Raw genomic sequence first — 23,804 nt, 5'->3', positions numbered from 1 at the left:
GTTACTCGCTTCCGTCCGGCTCGTCGGGGGTCGACAAGAGCGCCACGAGCTTCTCGACATGCTGATGTAAAAGCTTTACGTGCTTGTCGATCTGCTCGAGACGCCCTGTCAGGTCGGCCTTCGCCGCCTCGCTCATGCGATCCGAGGCGATCAGTTCATCGACCTTCGGCTGCATCCCGTCGACCTGCAGCAGCCCGAGCTGACGCTCCAGCCGGCGCAAATCCTGTGAAAGCAGTTCCCGATTCTTGCGAAAGAGCAGATCGCGGCGGTTCGCTTCGGCCTGCTGCTGGGCGAGATCGGCGACACGGCGCGTCGCCTCGGTCTGGGAAAGCAGCGGCTCCGGGCCGCGCAGCACCGAGCGCTTCGGCGCGGGATGCGCCGTGCCGCGGAACACCGCCATCGGCGTTTCCTCGTCGATCGCGCGCAGGACTTCGGGCGGGACCTCGGCCAGGGTGCGGCGCTCGTCCAGCCAGTGCGACGGCAGGCCCGTCACGAGCTCGATGCCGCGTACGAACTCCTCATTGAAGTCGCGCTGACCGGCGACGATCAGCTTCATGAACGTCGGCGAGAAATTCATCATGCGCGCGAGGCGTCCGGCGCCTCCGGGCGAGCCGACCAGAACGTTCAGGTTGGCCCGCCAGACAACGAACAGCGTTTCGTCGAAATCTTCCATGAACAGGCTCCAGGCAGACCGGCGCGCCCGAATGTGCGCATCGGCGTTGCGCGTGGCGCTGCCGCGCGCATGCATATCCGGTTCCCGATTACCGCCGCGCACCGTGACCGGTGCGCCATCTACATACTCATACCGCATAAAACACCATAGTACCTTCATCGGCAAGCCTGGCGGACAACAGCGTCCGCGCGGATGGCGGGCGCGCGGCGGAACGGACGGGCCGCCGCGCCGCGCGCGCGTCATAAGGCTTACGGCTCGTTGCGCAGATACCCTTCCTTGCTCGGGTCGAGCATGCGCCAGGAAACGATCAGCGAGATCGCGCACATCACGGTGACGTACCAGAAGAACGCGGATTCGCTGCCCAGCGACTTCAGCTTCAGGGCGACGAACTCCGCCGAGCCGCCGAACACCGCGTTGGCGACCGCGTACGACAGGCCGACGCCCAGGGCGCGCACTTCCGGCGGGAACATTTCCGCCTTGATGAGGCCGCTGATCGACGTATAGAAGCTCACGATCGCGAGCGCGGCCACGACCAGCACGAAGGCCATGACCGGGCTCGTCACGCCGGAGAGCGCGTGCAGGAGCGGCACCGTGCAGATCGTCGCGAGTGCGCCGAACCAGAGCATCGATGCGCGGCGGCCGATACGGTCCGACAGCGCGCCGAACAGCGGCTGCAGCAGCATGTAGACGAAGAGCGCGGCGGTCATCACGTTGCTGGCGGTCTTTGCGTTCATGCCGGCGGTGTTGACCAGATACTTCTGCATGTAGGTCGTGAACGTGTAGAAAATCAGCGAGCCGCCCGCCGTGAAGCCGACCACGGTCATGAACGCGCCCTTGTGCTGCATCAGGCCGGCGAGCGTGCCTGCTTCCTTGCGATGGCGCGTTTCGGCGGTCGAGGTTTCGTCGAGCGAGCGTCGCAGATACAGCGAAACCAGCGCCGCGCACGCGCCGATGAAAAACGGCACGCGCCAGCCCCACGCCTTCAGCTCTTCCGTCGACAGAAACAGTTGCAGGACCACGAGCACGAGAAGCGCGGCGAGCTGCCCGCCGATCAGCGTCACATACTGGAACGAGGCGAAGAAGCCGCGCCGGCCGCGCAACGCCACTTCACTCATGTAGGTCGCGCTCGTGCCGTACTCGCCGCCCACCGACAAGCCCTGGAACAGGCGCGCGATCAAGAGCAGGAACGGCGCCCACGCGCCGATCGACGCGTAAGTCGGCAGAAACGTAATGACGAGCGAGCCGCCGCACATCATCAGCACGGAGATCATCATCGCGTTGCGGCGGCCGTGCTTGTCGGCGATGCGGCCGAAGAGCCAGCCGCCGATCGGACGCATCAGGAAGCCCGCCGCGAACACGCCCGCGGTGTTGAGCAGCTGCACGGTCGGATTGCCGCCCGGGAAAAACGCCGCCGAGAAGTACAGCGCGAGGAACGAGTAGATATAGAAGTCGAACCACTCGACGAGGTTGCCCGACGAGGCGCCGACGATCGCGAAAACGCGGCGCCGGGTGTCCTCTGGGGTGTAAGCGTGCAGGTCGGTCATATTGTTTCTGGGCTCTTGGTCACTGACTGGATGGTATTCGCCGGAGCTCTCGTCCCCGGTCCGAGCGCTCTTGGCGGCGTTCGGGCGCCAGTTTATACGAGGGTTCGGACGAAGGCGCGCGATCGTGGCGCGCGGAAGACGGCCCATCGGGGCGAGGAAAATCGCGTGACGGCGCCGCCGTGCCGGGTGCGCCGGTCGGGTCCGGAGCCCGTAGAGGCTTGTCGTGAAAGCATTCGCCGCCCTTGCAAAAGATCGATGCCGCGCTTTCAAATCGAGCCTGCGATACCGCGCGCGCATGAAGTAGGTAATTACCCTGATCGCAGATTTTGACGACTATTTATCGATAAAGTCTCGGGATCACGACTGGCATCGACGAGGCTCGCATGAACCCGCATCAACCGATCACCCTGGACGCCGCGCTCGCGTCGAAGTTCGCGCAAGTCGCGCTCGGCCACCTGACGCGCGAATATCCGAACAAGCTCGATCACGTGATGGCGGCCGAGGCCGATGTACAGAGCCCGCGCGCGCTGCATCCGATCTTCTACGGCAGCTTCGACTGGCATTCCTGCGTGCACGGCTACTGGCTGATCGCGCGCCTTTACGAGCGCTTTCCCGGGCTGCCGGAAGCGCCGCGGGTCCGCGCGGCGATCGACGAGCATTTCACCGAGGCGAACGTCGCCGCCGAGGTCGCTTACCTGCAGCGTCCCGCCGCGCGCGGCTTCGAGCGGCCCTATGGCTGGGCGTGGCTGCTCGCGCTCGCGGGCCAGTTGCGCTCGATGCAGTCCGATGACGGCGCGCGCTGGGCACGCACGCTCCAGCCGCTCGCGGACGCGTTCGTCGCGCGCTTCGAGGAATTCCTGCCGAAGTCGACGTATCCGCTTCGCGTCGGCACGCACTTCAACATGGCCTTCGCGCTGACGCTCGCGATCGGCTATGCGCGCATCGCGCGAAACGAGGGCTTCGAGCGCCTGCTGAAAGAGACGGCATTGCGCTGGTTCGAGCAGGACGAAGGCTGTCAGGCGTGGGAGCCGGCCGGCGACGAATTCCTCTCGCCTTCGCTGATGGAAGCGGTGCTGATGCGCCATGTGCTGCCGGGCGAGCGCTTCGTCGGCTGGTTCGACCGCTTTCTGCCGCGCATTGCCGCACGCGAGCCCGCGACGCTCTTCACGCCCGCGACCGTCACCGACCGCAGCGACGGCAAGCTCGCGCACCTCGACGGCCTGAACCTGAGCCGCGCGTGGTGCCAGCGCAGCATCGCGCGGGCGCTGCCGGCCGGCGATGCGCGCATCGCGGTGCTGGAAGCGGCCGCGAACGAGCATCTGGCGTCGGGAATCGCGCACGTCGCGGGCGATTACATGGGCGAGCACTGGCTCGCGACGTTCGCGCTGCTCGCGCTCGAAGCGTGATGGGTCTCAGACACGCGGCTGAAACGCGATGACGCTCATCCCGACGAGCGCGATCGCCGCGCCCGCGAGATCCCACGCCGTCGGCCGGATGCGGTCGACGGCCCATAGCCACGCGATCGCCACGCCGATATACACGCCGCCGTACGCTGCATAGATGCGCCCCGCCGCCGTGTCGTGCAGCGTGAGCAGCCACGCGAACAGCGCGAGCGACAGCGCGCCGGGCAGGATCAGCCACGGCGAGCCGCCCTCCTTGAGCCATCGATAAGGGAAATAGCAGCCGGCGATCTCGGCGATGGCCGTGACGACATAGAGCGCGAATGTTTTCATGACGCGCATTATCGAGGTTCGCGCGAAGTTGCGCGGTCCGCGCGCGCTCCGGACAATGACGCCCTTGCCACGAAACGCCAGCCGGACACCTTGCAGACTTCTCCACAAGACGACTCGACCGAAGACACCGCGCTGCCCGCGCACTGGCACAAGCGCGTGCTGATGCTCGCGTTCCCGATCGTCCTCGCGAACCTCACGCAGCCGATTCTCGGCGCGGTCGATACGGCTGTTGCCGGTCATCTCGACGGGCCGCAGTATCTCGGCGGCGTCGCGCTCGGCGGGCTCGTGTTCAGCTTCGTGTTCTGGGGCTTCGGCTTTCTGCGCATGGGCACGACGGGACTCGTCGCGCAAGCGTTCGGCGCTCATGATCACGACGCGTTGCGCGCGAGCGTGCTGCGCGCGATGCTGCTCGCGCTCGCGATCGGCGCGGCCGTGCTGGCGCTGCAGGTGCCGGTCATCCGCTATGCGCTCGCCGCGCTGGGCGGCAGCGCCGCCGTGCAGGACACCGCGGGCGCGTATTGTCACGCGCGCATCTGGGCCGCGCCGTTCGCGCTCGGCAACTATGTCGTGCTGGGGTATCTGCTCGGCTGTCAGCGCGTGCGGCTCGCGCTCGTCACGCAGATCTTCATCAATCTGGTGAATATCGTCGCGGTGCTGCTCTTCGTGTACCGCTTCGGCTGGGGCGTCGCGGGCATCGGCGCGGCGACGGCGTTCGCGGATTTCTGCGGCTTCGGGCTCGGCCTCGCGATACTCTGGCATCTGCGTCCGCGCGGCCTTCCTCCGCTCGCGCCGCGTTCGCTCTTCGATGCGCACGCGCTCAGGCGGCTCGTCGCGATCAACCGCGACATTTTCATCCGCACGATCTGCCTGCTCGGCTCGTACGGCTGGTTCGCGCATCTCGGCGCGCGCCAGGGCGATGCGATCCTCGCCGCCAACGCCGTTCTGCTGAACTTCCAGACCTTCATGTCCTTCGGGCTCGACGGCTTCGCGCACGCGGCCGAAGCGCTCGTGGGCGCGGCGGCCGGCGCGCGGGACCGTCACGCGTTCCGCCAAGCCGTGAAAGTCACGATGCTCTGGTCCGCGATCGGCGCGGCGGGGTTTTCGATCGTCTACTGGGTGAGCGGCGAATGGATCATTGGCAGGCTGACGGATCAGGCCGTCGTGCATGCGGCGGCGGTGCGCTATCTGCCGTGGGCAGCTATTCTGCCGCTCGCGTCTGTCGCGGGCTTTCAGCTCGACGGCGTGTTCATCGGCGCGACCCGCACGCATGAACTGATGAAAGCGATGGCCGTGTCGCTCGCCGTGTTCCTGCTCGCCGCGTGGGCGCTCGCCGGATCGCTCGGCAATCACGGACTGTGGCTCGCGCTCACCCTCTTCATGGTGGCGCGCGGCATCACGCTGGCGGTTCAGGTGCCCGCGATCGAGCGCGCGGCGTGCGCGCCCGGCGTGCGCTGAATCACGGCGAGCGCGGTTTCAGCGCGGCGCGGCCATCGAGGAGGGCCTTGTGAAACGCCGCCGGATCCTGCATCTGCGGCGCATGCCCCAACTCCGGAAACTCGACGAGCTTCGCGCCCTCGATCCGCTCTGCCGCCAGCTTCGCGAGATCGGGATAGCGCCCGAGCTTCGGACGAATCTCCGGCGGCGCGAAATCCTTGCCGATCGCGGTGGTGTCCTTGTCGCCGATCAGGAGCAACGTGGGCGTTCGCAACTCATCGAACTCGTAGACGACGGGCTGGGGGTAGGATACTACGGTACAAACCCTTCGCCGGTGCTACCCTAACCCTTACCCTATAAGGCTTTTAGCGAAGTACGGGTGAACCGAGAGCAATAAGATGGTTGCTCACGGATCTATTTGGGTGACAGACGCCGCCATTCAGTGACAGACGTGCAACCAGGAGCTATGCATCAGTTTCAGCTGCTTGAGATAGTGGGTCCTCTGTATGGAAAGTGAGCACTGAGATTTCGCCCATATAGCTCGAAAGACGTCGTTCGGAAACAATGACTAAATAGTCTTGCAACCAGCGATGCTTTGCTAGCTCAGCCTCTCGACCCTCTAGATCTGAATGCTCGCCATCAAATATCGCCTTGGCTTTCTCATAACACCAATCAATGTGACCTGCGGCAAAGTTAATAAAATGAACGCCATTCTGCACACAGATCATGCATTCATATTGCAAACGCTGGACATCGCCTTCGGCAAATCGGCTTCCTGAACGCAACATCTCAATCACCCCCTTATCTATGACGACGCGCGGGTAGATTGCCTGCTTCTGCTCAAGCTCGTATGCCACGGCTAAAGCATGGCTATACGTTAAATTTCCTGATTTAAAATGCTGCTCAAAGGCAACTCCACCTCGAATCAAGAGACCGCTTTGTAGAAAAGCTCGTTGAACCTCCGCGATGGTGGAAATAAAGTCCGAGATCGAAGTCGAAGGATTCGCTGCAATAATAATTGTGTCACTGATCGCTTGATACGCAATCTCTGTCTCATTGATCGAACTGAGGACCGAAAGCGCTGATTCAAGTTTTGTTTTGAATGCCTCGCTTCCGGAGGAGCGATCAGCTTTAAGATGATTTCGATACGCCAAGACATCCAATAACGCAACAAGGGTATACGGTTTTGCCATAATCTTCTAGCCCATGACGGCTGCTAGTTTTGCGATCTCCGCTTGGTACTCATCCTTGCGCTTCACCCATTCTGCCCATACCGCGCCACGATAGTAGTCCCCATCAGACGAAGCAAGCTCCGTATCCTTCTGATCAATATCGAAAATGGCCTTTCCGACAAGCTGCGCAACAGGGGCCATTGGGCCCACATCTCGGATAGATGCCACGAAAGGATCTGAGAGCAACTGCGGATTAACCGGCTCGAAGCGCTTAAGTGCAGAGTTCTGAAGCATGTTGGAAAGTGCGTCCTTCACTCGTTCTTCCCACTTCTGGTATGAAGCCTTTTTCTTCCCTGCACGATGAATCTTGTAATTATTCAAGATTGCCCCGTAAAACTTTGTTTTCGGAAAAAATGCATTCAACCCAAAAGGTTCAAATGAAGCAACTACAGCATCATGCCGAGTAAGCCAGTCGCTTATTATTGCCCCCATGCCTTGAACCGTTTGAAACGAAAAACGATCCGGTGTAGCAGGAATAAAGACACCATCACACGCGAGTATGACCATACGGGTTATAGAGCCGGCACTCGGACCAACATCACAAAGCACGTAGTCAAAACCGTGCAAACTCGCAAGATCCCGAAACAGCCTAGTCAAAACAGCGTAAGTGTTCTTTTCGTGAACAGCCTCGGTAACCGCTTGCGCTATCGCAACAGAAAAATTTTGCTCTGCACGCGAGAAATTTATGTCCCCTCGAAGAAGGAAGAGCTGGTTGTAGATTGTCGACTGCGCAAGCTCCACCTTTTTTGCGTCAATTCTTGCCGTGTCGCCGTCGAAGCGCGGTTTCAATGCTTCATAGATCGTCGTGCCCGGAAGTTGAACATCCGGGTCATCAAAGTTATCGCCAGAACAAAAAAACAGTTCAGTGCAATTGCATTGTGGATCACAGTCAACCAGCAAAACCTTTTTGTTCCTCGATAGAAAGACAGCGAGATTGAAGATGGTAGTAGTTTTCGCAACTCCACCTTTGTTGTTGTAGAGAGAGACTATCTTAGTCACGGTTCACCTAGAATCGGGAGTGTCGCGATGCATAGAGCGCAGCAAAATCAGCGACAGCATACTACTCTATGCATACCTTCGTCTGCACCGAAGTGCTTCGCCTCAACGGCTTTGCGGCCGACTACAGTCTCTCCATCAGCAGTTTCCCCTGAGAACCACGAGAAACCAAAAGCAGCCGTTCGCAGTTTCGCCTAGCAGTGAACCCCCAGGAGTACGGAGCCGGGACAAAATGCCGTTTGGGCGCTCATCGCCCCGTCCGCTCCGCCGCCAGCCCGTCCAACAGCGCCTTGTGAAACGCCGCCGGATCCTGCATCTGCGGCGCATGCCCCAACTCCGGAAACTCGACGAGCTTCGCGCCCTCGATCCGCTCTGCCGCCAGCTTCGCGAGATCGGGATAGCGCCCGAGCTTCGGACGAATCTCCGGCGGCGCGAAATCCTTGCCGATCGCGGTGGTGTCCTTGTCGCCAATCAGTAGCAACGTGGGCGTTCGCAACTCATCGAACTCGTAGACGACGGGCTGCGTGTAGATCATGTCGTAGATGAGCGCCGAGTTCCACGCGACGACGTCCTTGCCCGGCCCGCGATACATGCCCGCGAGCATCTGCACCCACGGCTCGTAATCGGCGCGCCATTGGCCTGCGTAATACGTGCTCGTTTCATAGCGGCGAATGCCGTCCGCGCTCGTCTTCAGCTCGCGCGCGTACCAGTCGTCGATCGAAATCGACGGCACGCCCTTCGCCTTCCAGTCCTCGAGTCCGATCGGGTTCACGAGCACGATCTGATCCGTCTCGCGCGGATACATGAGCGCATAGCGCACGGCCAGCATGCCGCCCGTCGAATGCGCGATGAGCGTCGCGCGCGACACGCCGAGCGCCGAGAGCAATGCGTGCGTATTGCGCGCGAGCTGCTGGAAGCTGTACTGATAGCGCGCCGGCTTGGTCGATTTGCAAAAGCCGATCTGATCCGGCGCGATCACGCGATATCCCGCATCGCTGAGAGTCTCGATGGTCTGCTTCCACGTCGCCGAGCAGAAGTTCTTGCCGTGCAGAAGCACCGCCGTGCGGCCGTTCGGATGCGGCGGATGCACGTCCATATAGGCCATGCTCACCACCTGCCGCTGCGAAGAAACGGCAAAGCGCGCCACCGGATACGGATAGTCGAAGCCCTGCAATTCAGGACCGTAGGCTGGACCGTCGTTGCTCGCCGGCTGCGCGGGTTCATCGGCGTATGCGTGAAAGGCGCAGGACATCGCGAGACTCACCATCAGGGATCGAACGAAGGACGGCTTGCTGCGCACTGGATTCATTTTCGATTTTGAGATGACGTCGGCCCGACGCATTCTAGCGCGGCTGACTTTCACGCGCGCCCGGGCGTTCGCGTGTTCCGCGCGCTGTCGTCAACGCTTATACTTGCGGCCCCGAACGCCGCGCAAAGATGCAACGCGGCGTTCAAGTCTCATGCATCGCATTCAGCCCGGACTTCACGCATGCAATTTCGCATCAAGGCATTCGCCGCCGCGCTCCTCAGCCTGGTGTGTGCCGCCGCAGCGGCGAGTGACTGCCCGCAGTTCAGCCCGAACGGCCGCGAACCGGTCGTCGTCAATTCGAAGATGCGCACGGCCACGCAGGCAATCTGCTACTCCGACTTCGCGCTCCTTCATTCCGGCATCACGCACGGTCCGCTCTGGTCGGCGGAACATCTGACCGCGAACAGTGTCGATCAGGCGAAGAACAACACGCGCACGAATCGCTTCTTCGTCGACAAGCGGCTGCCGCCCGGCGAGAGCGCGCAGCTCGCCGACTACAAAAAGAGCGGTTACGACCGCGGCCACATGAGCCCCGCGGGCGATCGCGCGAGCAAAGAGGGCATGGCCGACTCGTTCTCGCTGGCGAACATCTTATACAGACCAAAAACTGTTCACGAAGCACGCTACGGCTTCCGATATCTGAGTTGGGCGGGAGCCAAACGCGACGCCATGTCTCGGGAAACCGGAAGAACTTGAGCGGTCACATCAGACCATTCGTTCCGCGCCGGGATAAGCATATCTGACGTTCAAAAAAAATGTTCACTTTTTCGGAATTTCGCCTATCTTCAACCTGTTAGATCGAGAACTTGTCGACGTGACTAGAGGGAGCTCGGGGCGCATATGAACATCCAGGTCTACAGAACTGTTCGAATCCCCGTCGAAGTACCAGAGAGCACATTCGCCCTCCCTGCTGGCCGGCCGATGCTTGTCGACGACGACTCTCTAACCGTTCTCGAAGCGCCTCTCCTCTACTTTGGTGAGCGCTTCCCTATTCAAATGAACACCTTGCGACGAAAGTCGAGCCTACGAGGTCGTTCCGATCACACCTGCGAGGCGGCCGCCTACGATCTCGCTCACTTCCATCGAGAGATCTGCGGTCAAAATAAAACGTGGGAGGACGTCGATGACGAATGCATTCTCGTTTATGGACGTACGTTACTCGACTTCATTAGCCCCCAAACCCATGAGCCGTTAAGTGACGGAGCAATAACTCGCCGAATTCAAAGAGCGCTCGACTATAGCGAATGGCGACAAGAAAAAAACTTACCGATCGCTATTCAGCACTTTGACTTCGCTTGGTACAGATCTAAATTGGCGGGCGGAAAACCAGGGAAACAACCACTTTCATTCAAAGGTAGAGGCCTTAATAGTGAGGCCGCACAGATCTTGAATGAAACGCAGTGGATCACTCTGCAGGCGGAGTTGGGCCCAAAGCCCAGCGAACGCTCCATTTCTAACTCCCGTCCGAGTCGAGATCGATTAGCTGCAGAATTATCACTTCAGACGGGGCTTCGCGTAGACGAAGTCGCCAAACTGACGACATATCAAATAGTCGACCTTCGAGTCGATGACTCAATGGCTGAGGACCTCACACTGCCAATGCGTGTGACCAAAACGAAACGCTTGGAGCCGCGAGACGTATTCGTGCCTGTATATCTAGCTCGCGAATTGCAGGCGTATATTGATACCGAACGAAAAGATTGCATCGCGGAAGCTAGAAAATACTCGCTTCGTAAGAGTAAAAAATCGAGTCAGATCCTTTTCTTAAATGGAGTGGACGCACATAGGGACGCGGGTAAGCCAGTTACAGCTGACACCCTATCGTCGCGCTTTCACGAAGCAGCGCTTCGAAGCGGCATCGTTCGACGGGCTGAAAAGATCGATCCTACGACTCGTGAAGAATATGAAACCCAAGAAGCCGCCATTGTCTTTCACTCCCTCCGACATACCTTCGCAGTTTGGACCTACTGGGCAGAGACGTCAGCTGGAAACCCTGAACCGTGGAAACTTATTCAGGCGTACCTCGGGCATAAATCTCTCTCGACAACCATAGGAACCTATCTTCGCTTTACTCATATAGAAAGGCGAGTAACCAATTCACGGGTATTTTCCGCCAACAGGAGGAGATACGGTGGGAATCAAAAAGCGCCGGTCGCAAACGCGATTCCCTCGGAATAGCCCCCCCGATGGGCCAAACAAGGGAAGCGTCACTGAATCTCCAATCCACACCTTGACGACGGGAAAGCCGCGTGTCGAACAGGCCTCTGGAAATGAGGGGCACCCTTCATTGAGACTCGTTTATCCGCGCGTACTGGTTCGTGACAAACCCTTCGCGCTGGACTTAACCTCCTTCTATGCATTTCCTAATCTAATACATTTTTTTGCTGATGCGATTCTCGAACTTTCTGGCGAGACTCCTAAACCTGGGACTGCACGATCCGTTCAGAAGAATATCCGGCTCGGAATTCTCCGATATCTCGAAAGCAAGAAGCTTTTTCAGATCGCTCTCCCACAGTTCAACAACAGTGTCCTCAATGATTTTCGTGGGTGGCTCGATTCTTTCCGCACAAGCTCTGGACATCCATTGCGAGAAATGTCACGAGCTAGATTATTTAATGCCTTCAAGTCTTGCATTGACGCCTTGCGAGACGATGCACGTTGGAAACCCGAAATCCCTCCTGATCTAATCTTTCCTTACTCCCCGTGGACAAATCAATCGGACGGCGTTGAGCATAAGAAGGTCATCAACGATGACTTAATGACGAGAATTCGTTTATCGTGCATCAGTGAAATCGACAAGACGATGTCGAAGGTCAGCGATATACGTAGCTTCTTGACAAGAAATCCAACGCTCGATTTGGACGTGGCCGATTTTCCTGAATACTTGTACAAACTGATTACCTATGAGTTAGCAATGTACTTTGTGTCTCGGGAACTCCGGAACGGGGTTCTCCCGAAGAAAGAAGCGTTGCACCCAGGAGTGCAAGAAATTCTTAATAAAAAACATATATCGAGAGCTGAGGCGGCATCAGTATTTCATCCGACGGCGCGATCCTTGGTACCATTCGTGATATTAATTGCCCTTGCGTGCTCTTACAATGCTGACGTGGCGAGAAATATCAAGACAACGGATTTCCGATACACGAACGTCCTCGGCAATTGGCTAGTGCTTTACGAGGATGCCGCCCTTGATTTTGATGAAATCGAGTGGGAACGTCAGTGGATCAACGGCGAAATTGAATTTAGCGCTTACAAGGGTCGCTCTAACAACAGGCAACGAGTTTATATTCCTGTTGACGACTATATCGACAACCCGTCAGTAATCTTGAACTTTATAGTCGCTTGGACAAATGATCTTCGGAGCCACTGTCATCCAGATTTGAAAGACCGACTGTTCATATTTGGTACCGCTCGCGACGGGTTCGACGTGTCCGCGTTTTCCGGTTTGCAGGGATACACGGGTGCATCCACCTGGGGACGTGTACTTAAACAATTTCGAGAAGAGCATGGCCTTGAAGTTTTCTCACTGGAGAATATCCGGCCAACAACTTTGGATACGGCGCGCCAGATTTTTGGCGGAGATATTCGAAAGATAGCTTTGCAAGCTAACCATGCAAGCATTGATACCACGGAAGCATTCTATAAAAGCGGTGCCGAGAAGCAGCGTGGCAGTGAGCGGCTAGCTTCTGTGTCGGAACAGAGGGATCGTTGGAGGCACTCGGAAGGGGTGATCGATCCCCGAGATCATCCCACCGAGATCGATCGGAATTGCGCGACGCCGGGTTGGAGCTGTGCTGACCCGTACGACAGCCCTTACTCAATGAAAGGAAAGCTGTGCGACGGGTACGGTCGATGCCCTGCCTGCCCTTTGGGCGCAACCGACCTTAATTCGCCGCTATCTTATGCATATAGCGTCTCGCTGCTGCACGCGATCGATCGCGCTCAGACATCAATGGTTCCTGCAGCTTGGTTCGCGAGATACGCGCCCGTGAAAGGGAAGCTGATGAACAAGTGGCTTCCCAACTTCGCTTCGCGAGCCGTAGAAGGCGCGAAAGCGCTCCACATCCCTTCCATGCCCCAACCGGAATGACCTTTCCCCATTCGCCCCCCATCGCTCGGCCTACCGCAGAAATCATCGCCGATCCCGATACGATGTTGCATTTGCTTCCGGACCCGAACAACATGCACGTCTCTAGGAGATCCCTCTGGAAGGACGCTCGATGGTATTTGGATGACGACGTTGTGCTGCGATGGGATTGTAGGTTTCCCGATGGGACAACCCTTCTGGATCCGGTACATGCATCGTTGCTCGACTTTGCGAGGCGATTCGTTTGGTCTCTTTTTGTCGACCCGCGAGGCCTGCCCCCCGTCAAGCTTACAACCGGCCCGACCATCATATCTTCGCTATGGCAATTACTTGGATGGATGGTCTCAAAGCATCACCTAAGCTTCAAAACGCTCGGCCCCGACGAGTTTGATGAGTTTTTGGATGATTGGGTTCAAGCTGCCCTTCGCGTCGACGATTTCGAAGACTCCGACATGGCGTCAGACGATAGCGAAGACGACTCCGGAGATCGCCCGTTCGATTCCGAAACACATGACGAGGATGATGACGAGCAGCAAACTGGTCCAGAGATCAGTCCCACCGCTCTGTATAGGGCAGTAATTGTGTGGCAGCGAATTTGGTTTCAGAGTCCGGTCTTGGCCGTAGCTGCCGTTCCCACCATGTACGCCGACCCTCTTCGTCATCGATCAGCCCTTAGCGTGACGGAAGAGATCGTCGCCTATGTGGTAAGAAACACCCCTCCCCTTCCCGATGAAGTCGCCCTTCTGATTATGAACGAAGCTCATCGATGGCTGGGTGTACGCGCCGACGACATCATCAAGCTCCACGATAGGGTCATGTGTAGCCTCGCCGCGTCTGGAAGGGAAAATGCCAGCATGAACGAAAAGGCAGCAAAACAATTTCCTCCCTTTTTTTTCTCCGTAGAACCCGAGGCGTCGGTTCCATGGCACGAACCATTGGGGATCTTGACCAAGATTCAGGAGGGTCAGTCAATCCGTAGTCTTCCCGCGCTTGCAACACGCGATTTGGTAGACACTTTACTCGGCGCATGCGTCATCGTTCTGCAGGCCGAAACTGGCATGCGATCGGGTGAGCTTCGCTGGTTGCCCGCCGGCTTCCTTGCAGACGGCAACTACAAAGCATTCTCCATCGAACCGTCGCTTTCCGGACTGAATGAGCTTTTTTTTCTAAACTCACTCTTGCAAAAGGGGAAGCGAGTACCTAAGCCAGAACATTGGCTTGCCGGGTCGCGTCCAGCCGGCACCTTGTTTAAGCCGGGACCGATTCGAGCGATCGAGATCCTAGAGAAACTTCTTTCATCGTGGCGCCAATTATCAAATCGCGTCGAAGTAAGCGATTGGCTCTTTGTCAACAAAAGAGGCGGTCCGTCGCTCCCAATCAAGGCTTCGGCCGTGGTCCGAAGCAAACGCGACAGGATACTGTCGGTTCAACGTACCTTCATCGAGAAGCAGGTGGACCTCCAACATCTTCCAGATCGCAGCTCATTAGGCGAAGACCTTGTGACATTTCGAAAATCTAAAGGTCGGTGCCTGCGTACCGGTCAATGGAGGAAAACATATGCGATGTTTACAATTCGAACAGATCGAAGAATGCTCCCCGAAATCTCGGCTCACTTCCACCATCTGTCCGTGGTAGTAACTGAACAGAAGTACATCGGACGCGTTGCAAAACTTATTCGTGACATTCACGGCCAACAGTCGAGGGCGGCAGCAGCGTTCATGTATCGAAGGATTGTAGGAAAAGAGCCAGTAGCCGGAAGAGTTGCGAAGCTCATCGACGAATATTCTCCAATTATACGGAACATTATAGGTCACGAGAGCGGGCCTGACGGATTCAGAAATCTTCAGGAGTGGTGTTTCGAACGTGGAATCAGAGTCTTCAGCGCACCGCACGGCAAATGCTTCATTCGGCTGAACCCAGTTGAAGCAGAGTGTCAGAAAGTCGCTGGAAATGCTCATTGGAGCAACAATGAGCCGAACTACGAGACCCGCAAGCCTGATCTTTGCGCAGGATGTGCATGCTTCGGTGTGGACGACGACCACATTGATTTCTGGGTGAATCGCTACATAGAGAACCAAAGATCCTACCTGGCCGCAAAACAGTGCGGCCTCTCTGCCGGGTTCCGAGTGATTCAAAACCGAGCCGAAGTCGCTAGCACACTACTAAATATTTTCGGCCTTCCTCTACCTGACGTGGAGTAACAATGCCCAAGAAACGACCTGACCCGGTGTACACCGGAATCGAGAAGGAGTTCATGGAAGCGATAGGACGGCTGGAACGTAACGAACCGAAAAATGCCGACCTCAGAAAAAAGGCTCGCCTCGGAAAATTAAGGATAAATCCCAGCACCGTCGCGCGAGAAGCCGGGAGGGCTCGAACGCTCATCGGCTTTGAAGAATGCGCTTACCCTCGTGTAAGAGATAAGATTGAGTCACTAAAAAAAGTCCCGACAATTCCACCTACTTCCTTTGAAGATATCAATCGCAAGCTGCGCACTGAAAACAGGCAACTCACTATGGACATCAAGGTCGCGATGTCGCGTGTGGCTGCGATGATCTTGCGCATGGGAGAACTCGAAAAGCAATGCAACAGAACGATTAAAGAAAGCAAGAGGCTAGCTGAGGCCAACGCAAGCGCAGCAATGCTCGAACACGTAGTAGGGAGCGAACCTTCACGCCCCATCGTGAATACCGTCGTCCCACTAAGACCAGGGACAGGGCGAAAGCGCAGGCCACATTTTGACCAAAAATTAGAGTGACGAGCCGGCACCGCGCCCAATGCGTCAGGCAGTATAATCTGAATTGTCGCCATCACCGATAGCAACGGCGACAATGCCCCGCTCCGACTCGGCTCATATTCTTAGAAAAATCAGTACAGTGAACTTATCTTCGAAAGTTGCCAGCATTCTAACGCTTCTCAGTTTCACGATCTATCAAACCACCAACGCCAAGGAGCCGATCTTTGAACGATTCTCAGCAGCGATCGGAGATTCCACTGCCCGCTCCACGAATTTCGCTCCAGGAGCAAGCTATAAGCTCTGCTTCGTTCCCGATGCTGCGAGCTGCCAGCAGTTGCTAATCCAAGAACTGGACAAAACGAAGCACTCACTTCGGATCCAAGCGTATTCCTTCACAAGCGCGCCTATTGCAGCGGCTGTCAAACGCGCCAAAGATCGGGGCGTCGACGTGAGAGTGATTTTGGACAAAAGTCAAGTTTCACAGAAGTATACAGTCCTAACGTTTCTTCGGAATGCTGGAATTTCTGTGGTCGTTGATAGGAAACCCGCGATTGCCCACAATAAAGTGATGATTTTCGACGATTCGGCCGTTTTTACCGGTTCGTTCAATTTCACTAAGGCTGCCCAAAACCGAAACGCGGAGAATGGAATCCTTATCCGTGGAGACGTTTCCATCACGAATGCATATTTGGCAAACTGGAATCGACGCTTCGATGTTTCGTCTCCGGAGTGAGGTGTGGCGCAGGCGCATCAGGAAATCAAGCGAGCCGCCGCTCACTCGGCCGTATGAACGCACTGTGCGCGCAGAAAGCGCCACAGCGCTGATTCTAAGAATTGCGGGCGAAAGGAATGGCACGACGCTGCTTATCGAGAACGTTATTGCCGACCTGCTCTGGGATGGAGATTCCGACCTCAAACAAACGACAATGGCGAAGCGATTCGGCGAATAACAATCCATCGATATCCCAGATGATACAGAGATCGGATGAAGCCGCCAAAGTTGCTTCGCAAGCACAGAACTCCGGAGGCGATGCGTCATAACTGGAGGGCGAAGATCGGCAGCAAGTACCCCTCATTGAATACGGTACACCTCTAACCCGCTGCCGGCCGGCGTCCGTACCCAACCTCCAGAACGCTCGAAGTCGATAGGAGGTCAAATAAATTGGTCGACGCTCGCGTCGTCAAATTCGACTTAGACATTCGCGGAATTCCGTTCCCTACAAGTCCAGACTCCAAAAGCGCGCTCGCCAATCCGAGGGGCAACTACTGCTGGTTGAGTCAACCGCGATGGATTCGCCATCGTTCCGGAACGGTCTCCCGACTTCCAGAATGCGCCAGTGAGATTGCATCGAACACGCCGGGAGTCCCTGCGGTCCAAGGACAGAATGCATCACAGGAGTCCAGCAAGCCTGTCGCTTCTGAGTCGCTCTGTCGCCTTTCTGGAGGTCCCCTCCGAAGGATATCGGCGCGCCTTCTGCTCTACATGCCACACTCTCGCAGCATTGGTTTTGTGAAGGCAACCCGAAAAACGACCGCTCGGCTTGACCTCGAGAAGCGAATTCCTTGTTGAGCCTTTGAACAAACAAGCATGCGAAGATGGAGACAAGCAACCGAAACCGGGCGCACTACAAGCTCGAGTTCAAGCTGGAGACGTCGCGGCTGATCACTAGACAAAGCATTGCGGCGGTGGTGGCGACACTGGGAGTAGCTGACCAAGCGATGTGTTACAGAGTGAAGGCCGACCGGGACGGCACTCTGCCAGAGCAGGTAGGAAGCCCGTAAGCCCGCAACAAATGGAGTCGGTGCGACTGCGCGTGCAAATGACTGACTTGCGGATGGACGGTGATATGCACCAAGTGCGTAGCGTACTTCCGAAAAAAGAGGGATCTGAAGTCATCGTCTATCGAGCACGATCGGTGCTACTGCCCAGAGTCAGTCGTGTGCGAGCTGCTGAAGACAAGCCCCAGTGGCTTCATCGGCGGTGATAACGCGCTGCGCAGGACAAGCCGCAGCTAAGCAGTCCAACTAGTTCAAGCAGTGACGTATTGCTGGCTAACAAGTTTGTGAACGCTTGTCGTCGACGCAAAAGATTACTAATCGCCGACTTTCGAGCCAACCCAGACTCTACATGTCGGCCCTCACGGACACTCCAGCCGAAATCGAAGACGCCAGCATCATTAAAACAGCGCTTGCAAGTATGGAAGATATCGAACCCGGCATGCTGTCGGCGTTCTCGAAGATCATCACTCTACTACGCGTAATCTTGCTCAATAAATCTACTGGCGTCCTTTGCCGACGGAAGACTTCTCCAATCTCGCCAGGTTTCCTAGCGATTCAATCCATAAAGAATTTCTCAAGGACGTTCTAAAATAAAAGAACAAATTTAAAGATCCATGAACTCGTATGATTTATGAACAAAATTTCGTGCCAACCATTTGACCCACAACCGATACAGCTGCTAACAGCGTAGACAGCAATTGTTCGGGAAATCCATTTCGATCATCCAATTGGACTGTTGTCGCTTGAGGGACCAGTATCGAACATGCCGGATCGTGACGTTGTACGGTCGTCGTCAACATTCGGTCATTTCGTTAGTTGTCCGGTCGTCAAGGAGCGGAAATGGACATTCTTTTAAAAACATCAAAGTGTGGTAGTGGCTTCGTCGGGTCCTGTTTCGACGCAGCCCGATCAGCCCGATCAGCCCCTTCCTCCGCGCAGCAAGTAGCCTGTGCCATGTGGATCATGGCGGTGACAGGCATCCGATCCAACGAAGTGATTGAGCTTAGGAGCACCTACTCCGATGGCAAGCAACAAAGGGTTACAAACTACGAACGGAAGCATTCCACGGATGAATTTTGGCGAACGCTACTCGCCCTCTTGAAGTGTGCGCGAAGGTCCAATGTTGACAATGACGAAGGGCTAGTCAAAAAGGCAAGCACCGGTATGGTACATCCAGCCGACGCGCTCACACGAGAAGTCGAAAATCTTCACCGGGTCGAATTCTTAACGTTACACCTCAATGCACTCGATGAGCAATTGCGTCCGCAGCCTAAAGAATGAAGATTTTTTGCGAGGCGATATGCCGGAATTATCTGGCCGCCTCGTTTACCGACAGCCTAAGGAGAGCACAAAATGAATATCAAAGCATCGAGGCACCCTTTTTCCTCAATGACACGATCGCAGGCACATCAGATCCTCAACGCGTTGGGCCCGGTTCCTTGGAGGCACGCTGTATCTACGTCGGACAAGCAAGCCCATGTCACCGACAGATCGAGCTCACGGTCCTCCGGAATGAGGCTGGCGGCTGGACTTGCGCTCTTCTGTGGTCTGAGACAGTCTGAGGTCACAAATCAGAAGGTTGCGCCTTTCCTCGAGTATCAAGACAAGCCTATCGATAAATGCGCAACCTACGTCGTAAATCACTTAGGTTGGCCCAGGATGCGCCCGGTCGTTATTCCCGGCTTCTTTATACATGAGGTTCTCGACTACGCTAACGGCGAAAGAAGGGAGCTTACGGCCGAGTTCGGTGAAGACCGTTCACAAGGTATGCTCATCTTGAACCTCAAGGACGCTGGGGCCGAGTTCGCAGGACGACCCGTATCTGCGCTTGCGCTTGAAACTGCAATGCAACGGGCGTGCATCACAACAGGGCACGTTCGAACGACGTTTCAGAAAGGTAAGGCCAAAGGTGCGCCGTTATTCAGGTTCATTGATCTTCGCCGCACTTTCGCCGTATGGATGATTGCAAGCCTTGCGCGCTCCGATTGCTCGGATCGCTGGACCCAAATAGCATATATGATGGGACACAACCGCCATAACCCGGCTATGGAAGACTATTGGAAAGCCTCCGTTCTGTTTGAGCAAGATAGGTACAGTCACCTCACGGAACTCTTCTCGGACCAGTTGAGGAACCATGGAGACGGATGGGAAAGTTCGTGAGCAGCCAGCCGATGACGGGCGACCTCGCAATACGGCGACCTCGCCCTCAGCGGCTGTACAGAGCGCTATGCCGTGTGCAGCCAAAGTTATCCACTCGTGGAGCCACGATGTCGAATAAGCGCTGACGTCAAAGCGAATCCGTTGAAGACTGCCGATAATGTTCTCGCCAATGATTGTCGGTGATTAACGTCCTCGGAATCGTTCCTGGTGCGGGCAACATTGCGTTCGAGCGTTCACGGCACCCTCGCCGCTTGGGTAGGTTCGCAAGCCGCAATCTCCGCCCCTCTTTCCCTAGCGTCCCGACGGAGTCGGTATCGCACTGGTCGGTTCAAGACAGCACCGGCCATACAACGCGACGCAACTCGTGTTGGACACCGAATGCTTAAGAGTTGCGCTCAAAGCTGCTTAGGATTTAGAGCTCTAGCACTGTTGCCCCCATTGCTTGGGCGGCAGCTCGCACCTGGGGCGTGCTGAGGACGCACGCCTGTGCGTACGTAACGTCTACACCTGGCAACATACTTGATGTATATGAGGCTATCGCTCCTGAAGCCATGAGGGCAGCCACTCTTGGCATGAACCCGTTTGGGCTGCGACCCAGAGCCAGCCTGCAAACATCCAGGTTTGCTCCCATGTCGTAGGTGCGGTAGGGAGAGAACCACATCATATCTCCGGATACAAATGAAAACCCCGCCTCGCCGGTCGCACGCAGGTTGTCGATGGCCGACCAGAGGTCCGGATCCGACGCATCGGCCAACCATATCGCCATTGTCGTCCCCTTCTGATATCTGACCGTCATAACGAGGCAATCATCGAATGGAGCGGCACCGATTCGAAAGACTGACCGGCCTTTCAACTTGCTGATGCGCTTGGTCGTGAGAGGAGATGTGAACACCGGCGCGGTGACGTTCAACCTTTCCGCCTCGTTAAAATCGCCGGCGAGATCGCCAGCCTGCTGCAGAGCCCCGAAAACGACGGGGACGCCGGTTACATTATGCCCGTTCCTTGGAAAGTTATGCTTCATAGTCCGGTTCGCGACCTGTCGCGCTTAATTTGGTTTGAACGCGGCGAAGTATATGGATCACGAAATCAAAATGCAACGCACGGCAAATCGGATTAAAACTTTAATCTTTATTCGACTAAATAACGCGTTCGATAATTGATAACAACCCGCCCTCAAGGTTATATTTTCGTTTCGTGATTTGAAAAGAGCCCTAGGCATATCTTTATTCGTTATCAAATCCGACGCATACGCGTCTTGGGTCTAAATAGCGTCGAATTTAGACGTAAATATGAGAATTTTCTTTGAAAACAAAATATGCACGCTGAAAATCAATCGAGGCTCGCCGTGGCGCTGCCCCGTGCAAGTTTTGCGCGGCAGCTCTACCGCCAGCCGGTCTCAAGCCGATTCGGGGCTGCGCCGATTTACGCAGGTGAGCTGCGCAGCTTCGGACAGTGTTTTCAGACCGCCCGAGTGCACATGTCGTTCAACAAGCCAATATCGCGCTCTACCGTTGAGCGACTAAACCATCGTCTTGTGAACGTCAGATGGAAACACAGACCATGTCCGTCATGGAAAAAGCCTACCACGTCCCAGTCGTAGTGCAGCAATTTCGTGCCGGGCCTATCGCCGGCAAGTGCTTTCGCCAAGCGTGAGGCTACTTCCGTCGAGCTTTTGAAATGTACTTAGGGAGGTGAACCGCCCAGAATGTGCCACTGACCATTGCAGGAACCGATGCTCTGAATTCTCCCCGTTGCGGTCATTGAGTTCACGAGTTGCTCAATGCCCGATTTGATACGCAAATAGTTTTTCACAGATGCTCCGTTATCGTTTCCAAAATATCACCTCGAATGTCACGGTGACGAAACCAGTGAAGGAACGATACTTAAACGGAAAAGACCTCCGTGCGACGCTGGCGGGTCCCTGCTCCCGTCGATGCTCGCACGTTCGCGAGCCTTTGGAACATCACATTCTGGCGCCCACAAAGAATGAGAGCTCTGAGTGCGAGCTCTTCGCAGGGAAAGACAGTCGCGCTAGGGCAGGCCGGACATACCGTTCTGCTCAAGGAACGAAGGTAGCCGGCGTCAAGCATCACGGCCGGTCGTGTTGCTCAGAAGGACTCGAACTTTCATCTCCACCAGATAAAACACGATCCCATACTGTCAATTACAACTGCGCCACAAAGACATGGAATTCGAGCAGAAGCCCCAACATCAACACCTCTTCCGAAAACTGGGAGAGGTGGACGTTCGGTATTTCCCAAACAACCGCTGGCACGGGTCGGACGACTCATTAGAGCAGCAGGCAATGGACTACGTCGGGCATTTAATTGACCTGCACCAATGCGGCCCGCACATCTACGCCAATCTCGACTCGTCAGTGCTCGAGAGTTGGTTGGCGGAAGACTGCCCCGAACTCGTCGAACGGCTGACAGGTCAAGACTCCTACGATGCGTTTGCGCGCCACCTTGATGCGTATTGCCGCAGATTATCAGCCGCAGGTTGCATTGCCAATGCCTTTCTCGGTGAATCGCTTGACTATGACCAAGGTGAATTCAGGCACTTTGAATGGGAGCGGTTCTTCCCGGGCCTTTTGGAGCAAGTTCAGTGTGGCGAAATTCGAAGTCGCGAGAATCTTCCAGGTATGGTTGCTTTACTCTTTGATCGATTCTCTCGTATCGGCGACTTCCGATGGCATGACAACAACGGCTATCGCTCGCACTCCCGTCTAGACTCGACAGGTTGGGAATGGTGCGACGTCGCTCAGGTCAAGGAGGCAGCCAAGGGAGTCGCGTTCTTACTTCAGCGTCGGCACTTCCCATCCAAGCTTGCCTGGCGCACCAACGAGAACTATGCGCTTGTCATCAACCCGCCGCCCGGCACCGCAGCGCAATCGCTCATTCGCAAATCGCAAGTTCCGCCAGTCGACCGTTTCAGAACTTCTTCTGGTCATACCGAACTCTGCCTATCATTGTCGGGACAGGGACTTGCAATACCGCTTATCCAACATGAGCACAGCCTGCTGCTCTTTCGAGGTTTCCTTCCGGTCGTCTATTTGCTCGATGGCGAAATCGTCCTTGTCGAGTATGAATGGAACCCCATCGCATCTGGTCGTCGCCACCTCGCTCAGGCTCATGCGGAGATGGACGAGGCATGGGAGCCGTCATGGCGCGCCGACACCGTTTTGATTGATAACATTCTCCCCATGCCGTTGGGTCCTGGGCCTGCGCCTGCTCCCCCAAAATAAGCGCCCATGGGAAGATTTGATACCGTTTTGAGTTGATCCGGTGATGAGCGCGCGACTCCGCATGACGTTTACGACCCGAGGTACTGGTAAGAAGCGCTCATGGTATTGCGCCGCTGGGACAATTGCTGTCCAGTCCTTGACAGAAGTCATTGCCTCGCTCCCGCCGAAGCCGATGTCAAAGGGCACCCGCAGCAGCCCGCTGGGCTCATGCGACGCCTTGACGCGGCGACGTTAAGAAGCAAACGTGCAGCCGTTACTTGAACCAGCCCGTTCCGGGTCGGCGTGATATACCGGCGGTTCATGGGGACGCCATGCGCCGCTGAAAGCACCCAAAGGTTTGCGCGAAAGCAGCGTCCCCCTGTTGCCGAAACGCTTCCGGTTGAGTGCGCGCTTCGCTTGCAGACCCCATCGTCAAGGACGCCCGGCGGCGGCAAACTACCCCCTTAAGTGATTACGTCTGGCGCTTTCGTCAGCATTGCTCGACTCGTGTTCAGCGCCAAATTCATCCCGTTCGGCGGAAGTCACTTTTCGCCCTGGATGCGGTCCGGAAAATGACCTTCGGACCAATCGTACAAGCCGGCTTCGATGCCAGCCTCACGAGGAGATGAAGCGCCCTCGTGCTTTATCCGGTTTGCGAGGTACTCGGCGACCGCAGACGCGTAAACATATCGAACGTCGTTCCGTAAAACGACCACTCCAAGACGGTCGGCCTCCACGAGCCTGGAGACGTATGGCCGACTCACGTCGAGTCGCTGAGCAACTCCCTTGATGCTCAAAAGTTCATCGTTATGTGCCATTTTGACTGGGCCCCATTCGATGGCATGGAGTTCAGGCAGTCGCGTCCCTTGCAATGCCAATTCCAACGTCGACTCCTAC

At 56.5% G+C, this 23,804-nt stretch carries 18 protein-coding genes and 2 pseudogenes; 11 read left to right on the top strand and 9 right to left on the bottom strand.

The window, feature by feature from the left end:
• Position 1: 1 nt before the first annotated feature.
• Positions 2 to 916 (bottom strand): hypothetical protein, encoded by a 915-nt coding sequence (locus AC1Z32_RS27460; protein ID WP_483481995.1) that lies wholly within the window; start codon positions 914 to 916, stop codon positions 2 to 4.
• A gap of 5 nt (positions 917 to 921) precedes the next feature.
• Positions 922 to 2,217, bottom strand: a complete 1,296-nt coding sequence (locus tag AC1Z32_RS27455) for an MFS family transporter (RefSeq protein WP_483481993.1) — start codon at positions 2,215 to 2,217, stop codon at positions 922 to 924.
• A 383-nt stretch (positions 2,218 to 2,600) separates the two neighbouring features.
• Here AC1Z32_RS27455 and AC1Z32_RS27450 point away from each other — a divergent pair, with 383 nt between their 5' ends.
• Positions 2,601 to 3,623: a DUF2891 domain-containing protein gene (locus tag AC1Z32_RS27450; protein ID WP_483481992.1), complete on the top strand. Its 1,023-nt coding sequence runs from the start codon at positions 2,601 to 2,603 to the stop codon at positions 3,621 to 3,623.
• A 6-nt stretch (positions 3,624 to 3,629) separates the two neighbouring features.
• Here the strand turns inward: AC1Z32_RS27450 and AC1Z32_RS27445 are convergent, their stop codons facing one another.
• Positions 3,630 to 3,950 (bottom strand): YnfA family protein, encoded by a 321-nt coding sequence (locus tag AC1Z32_RS27445; protein WP_483481991.1) that lies wholly within the window; start codon positions 3,948 to 3,950, stop codon positions 3,630 to 3,632.
• Between the two features lie 162 nt (positions 3,951 to 4,112).
• Between AC1Z32_RS27445 and AC1Z32_RS27440 the strand changes: the two genes are divergently transcribed.
• On the top strand, positions 4,113 to 5,405 hold the full coding sequence (locus AC1Z32_RS27440; RefSeq protein WP_483483326.1) for an MATE family efflux transporter: 1,293 nt from the start codon (positions 4,113 to 4,115) through the stop codon (positions 5,403 to 5,405).
• A gap of 1 nt (position 5,406) precedes the next feature.
• On the opposite strand, the pseudogene AC1Z32_RS27435 reads toward AC1Z32_RS27440, so the two are convergent.
• The 4 genes and pseudogenes from AC1Z32_RS27435 to AC1Z32_RS27420 all read right to left on the bottom strand — a co-directional run.
• Positions 5,407 to 5,691, bottom strand: a pseudogene (locus tag AC1Z32_RS27435) (alpha/beta fold hydrolase); the annotation flags it as partial.
• 157 nt (positions 5,692 to 5,848) lie between these two features.
• A complete protein-coding gene (locus tag AC1Z32_RS27430) occupies positions 5,849 to 6,577 on the bottom strand; it encodes a hypothetical protein (protein ID WP_483481990.1) in 729 nt (242 codons plus the stop codon).
• A gap of 6 nt (positions 6,578 to 6,583) precedes the next feature.
• On the bottom strand, positions 6,584 to 7,615 hold the full coding sequence (locus AC1Z32_RS27425; RefSeq protein WP_483481989.1) for a ParA family protein: 1,032 nt from the start codon (positions 7,613 to 7,615) through the stop codon (positions 6,584 to 6,586).
• A gap of 244 nt (positions 7,616 to 7,859) precedes the next feature.
• On the bottom strand, positions 7,860 to 8,921 hold the full coding sequence (locus AC1Z32_RS27420; protein WP_483481988.1) for an alpha/beta fold hydrolase: 1,062 nt from the start codon (positions 8,919 to 8,921) through the stop codon (positions 7,860 to 7,862).
• Between the two features lie 180 nt (positions 8,922 to 9,101).
• Between AC1Z32_RS27420 and AC1Z32_RS27415 the strand changes: the two are divergent.
• The 8 genes and pseudogenes from AC1Z32_RS27415 to AC1Z32_RS27380 all read left to right on the top strand — a co-directional run.
• Positions 9,102 to 9,515, top strand: a pseudogene (locus AC1Z32_RS27415) (DNA/RNA non-specific endonuclease); the annotation flags it as partial.
• A 246-nt stretch (positions 9,516 to 9,761) separates the two neighbouring features.
• Positions 9,762 to 11,099, top strand: a complete 1,338-nt coding sequence (locus AC1Z32_RS27410) for a tyrosine-type recombinase/integrase (protein WP_483481987.1) — start codon at positions 9,762 to 9,764, stop codon at positions 11,097 to 11,099.
• On the top strand, positions 11,053 to 13,011 hold the full coding sequence (locus tag AC1Z32_RS27405; RefSeq protein WP_483481986.1) for a hypothetical protein: 1,959 nt from the start codon (positions 11,053 to 11,055) through the stop codon (positions 13,009 to 13,011). Before AC1Z32_RS27410 ends, AC1Z32_RS27405 begins: the two co-directional genes overlap by 47 nt.
• 335 nt (positions 13,012 to 13,346) lie before the next feature.
• Positions 13,347 to 15,209, top strand: a complete 1,863-nt coding sequence (locus AC1Z32_RS27400; protein WP_483481985.1) for a hypothetical protein — start codon at positions 13,347 to 13,349, stop codon at positions 15,207 to 15,209.
• A 2-nt stretch (positions 15,210 to 15,211) separates the two neighbouring features.
• Complete coding sequence (locus AC1Z32_RS27395) at positions 15,212 to 15,766, top strand: hypothetical protein (protein ID WP_483481984.1); 555 nt, start codon at positions 15,212 to 15,214, stop codon at positions 15,764 to 15,766.
• A 73-nt stretch (positions 15,767 to 15,839) separates the two neighbouring features.
• The gene (locus tag AC1Z32_RS27390; protein ID WP_483481983.1) at positions 15,840 to 16,478 is read left to right on the top strand and encodes a phospholipase D family nuclease; all 639 of its coding nucleotides are present in this window, start codon (positions 15,840 to 15,842) and stop codon (positions 16,476 to 16,478) included.
• Positions 16,479 to 18,364: 1,886 nt separating this feature from the next.
• Positions 18,365 to 18,805: a hypothetical protein gene (locus AC1Z32_RS27385; protein ID WP_483481982.1), complete on the top strand. Its 441-nt coding sequence runs from the start codon at positions 18,365 to 18,367 to the stop codon at positions 18,803 to 18,805.
• A 72-nt stretch (positions 18,806 to 18,877) separates the two neighbouring features.
• Positions 18,878 to 19,684, top strand: a complete 807-nt coding sequence (locus tag AC1Z32_RS27380; RefSeq protein WP_483481981.1) for a site-specific integrase — start codon at positions 18,878 to 18,880, stop codon at positions 19,682 to 19,684.
• Positions 19,685 to 20,096: 412 nt separating this feature from the next.
• Here AC1Z32_RS27380 and AC1Z32_RS27375 read toward each other — a convergent pair whose 3' ends face one another.
• Positions 20,097 to 20,705 (bottom strand): hypothetical protein, encoded by a 609-nt coding sequence (locus AC1Z32_RS27375; protein WP_483481980.1) that lies wholly within the window; start codon positions 20,703 to 20,705, stop codon positions 20,097 to 20,099.
• A gap of 1,164 nt (positions 20,706 to 21,869) precedes the next feature.
• On the opposite strand from AC1Z32_RS27375, the gene AC1Z32_RS27370 reads away from it, so the two are divergent.
• A complete protein-coding gene (locus tag AC1Z32_RS27370) occupies positions 21,870 to 22,928 on the top strand; it encodes a hypothetical protein (protein ID WP_483481979.1) in 1,059 nt (352 codons plus the stop codon).
• Positions 22,929 to 23,449: 521 nt separating this feature from the next.
• Here AC1Z32_RS27370 and AC1Z32_RS27365 read toward each other — a convergent pair.
• Positions 23,450 to 23,791 carry a hypothetical protein gene (locus AC1Z32_RS27365; protein WP_483481978.1) on the bottom strand — a complete coding sequence of 114 codons (342 nt, stop codon included), beginning with the start codon at positions 23,789 to 23,791 and terminating at the stop codon, positions 23,450 to 23,452.
• Between the last annotated feature and the right edge of the window lie 13 nt (positions 23,792 to 23,804).

It is taken from the genome of Caballeronia sp. 11_S32, from assembly GCF_056930355.1.
This window is presented reverse-complemented; position numbering and strand designations above follow the sequence as displayed.

Bases quoted from the DNA above. Each gene is read 5' to 3' on its own strand.
- AC1Z32_RS27370 (WP_483481979.1), top strand. From the start codon at position 21,870: ATGGAATTCGAGCAGAAGCCCCAACATCAACACCTCTTCCGAAAACTG.
- AC1Z32_RS27395 (WP_483481984.1), top strand. From the start codon at position 15,212: ATGCCCAAGAAACGACCTGACCCGGTGTACACCGGAATCGAGAAGGAG.
- AC1Z32_RS27385 (WP_483481982.1), top strand. From the start codon at position 18,365: ATGGACATTCTTTTAAAAACATCAAAGTGTGGTAGTGGCTTCGTCGGG.
- AC1Z32_RS27410 (WP_483481987.1), top strand. From the start codon at position 9,762: ATGAACATCCAGGTCTACAGAACTGTTCGAATCCCCGTCGAAGTACCA.
- AC1Z32_RS27430 (WP_483481990.1), bottom strand. From the start codon at position 6,577: ATGGCAAAACCGTATACCCTTGTTGCGTTATTGGATGTCTTGGCGTAT.
- AC1Z32_RS27450 (WP_483481992.1), top strand. From the start codon at position 2,601: ATGAACCCGCATCAACCGATCACCCTGGACGCCGCGCTCGCGTCGAAG.
- AC1Z32_RS27400 (WP_483481985.1), top strand. From the start codon at position 13,347: ATGGTCTCAAAGCATCACCTAAGCTTCAAAACGCTCGGCCCCGACGAG.
- AC1Z32_RS27445 (WP_483481991.1), bottom strand. From the start codon at position 3,950: ATGAAAACATTCGCGCTCTATGTCGTCACGGCCATCGCCGAGATCGCC.
- AC1Z32_RS27460 (WP_483481995.1), bottom strand. From the start codon at position 916: ATGACGCGCGCGCGGCGCGGCGGCCCGTCCGTTCCGCCGCGCGCCCGC.
- AC1Z32_RS27390 (WP_483481983.1), top strand. From the start codon at position 15,840: ATGCCCCGCTCCGACTCGGCTCATATTCTTAGAAAAATCAGTACAGTG.
- AC1Z32_RS27455 (WP_483481993.1), bottom strand. From the start codon at position 2,217: ATGACCGACCTGCACGCTTACACCCCAGAGGACACCCGGCGCCGCGTT.
- AC1Z32_RS27380 (WP_483481981.1), top strand. From the start codon at position 18,878: ATGAATATCAAAGCATCGAGGCACCCTTTTTCCTCAATGACACGATCG.
- AC1Z32_RS27440 (WP_483483326.1), top strand. From the start codon at position 4,113: ATGCTCGCGTTCCCGATCGTCCTCGCGAACCTCACGCAGCCGATTCTC.
- AC1Z32_RS27420 (WP_483481988.1), bottom strand. From the start codon at position 8,921: ATGAATCCAGTGCGCAGCAAGCCGTCCTTCGTTCGATCCCTGATGGTG.
- AC1Z32_RS27375 (WP_483481980.1), bottom strand. From the start codon at position 20,705: ATGAAGCATAACTTTCCAAGGAACGGGCATAATGTAACCGGCGTCCCC.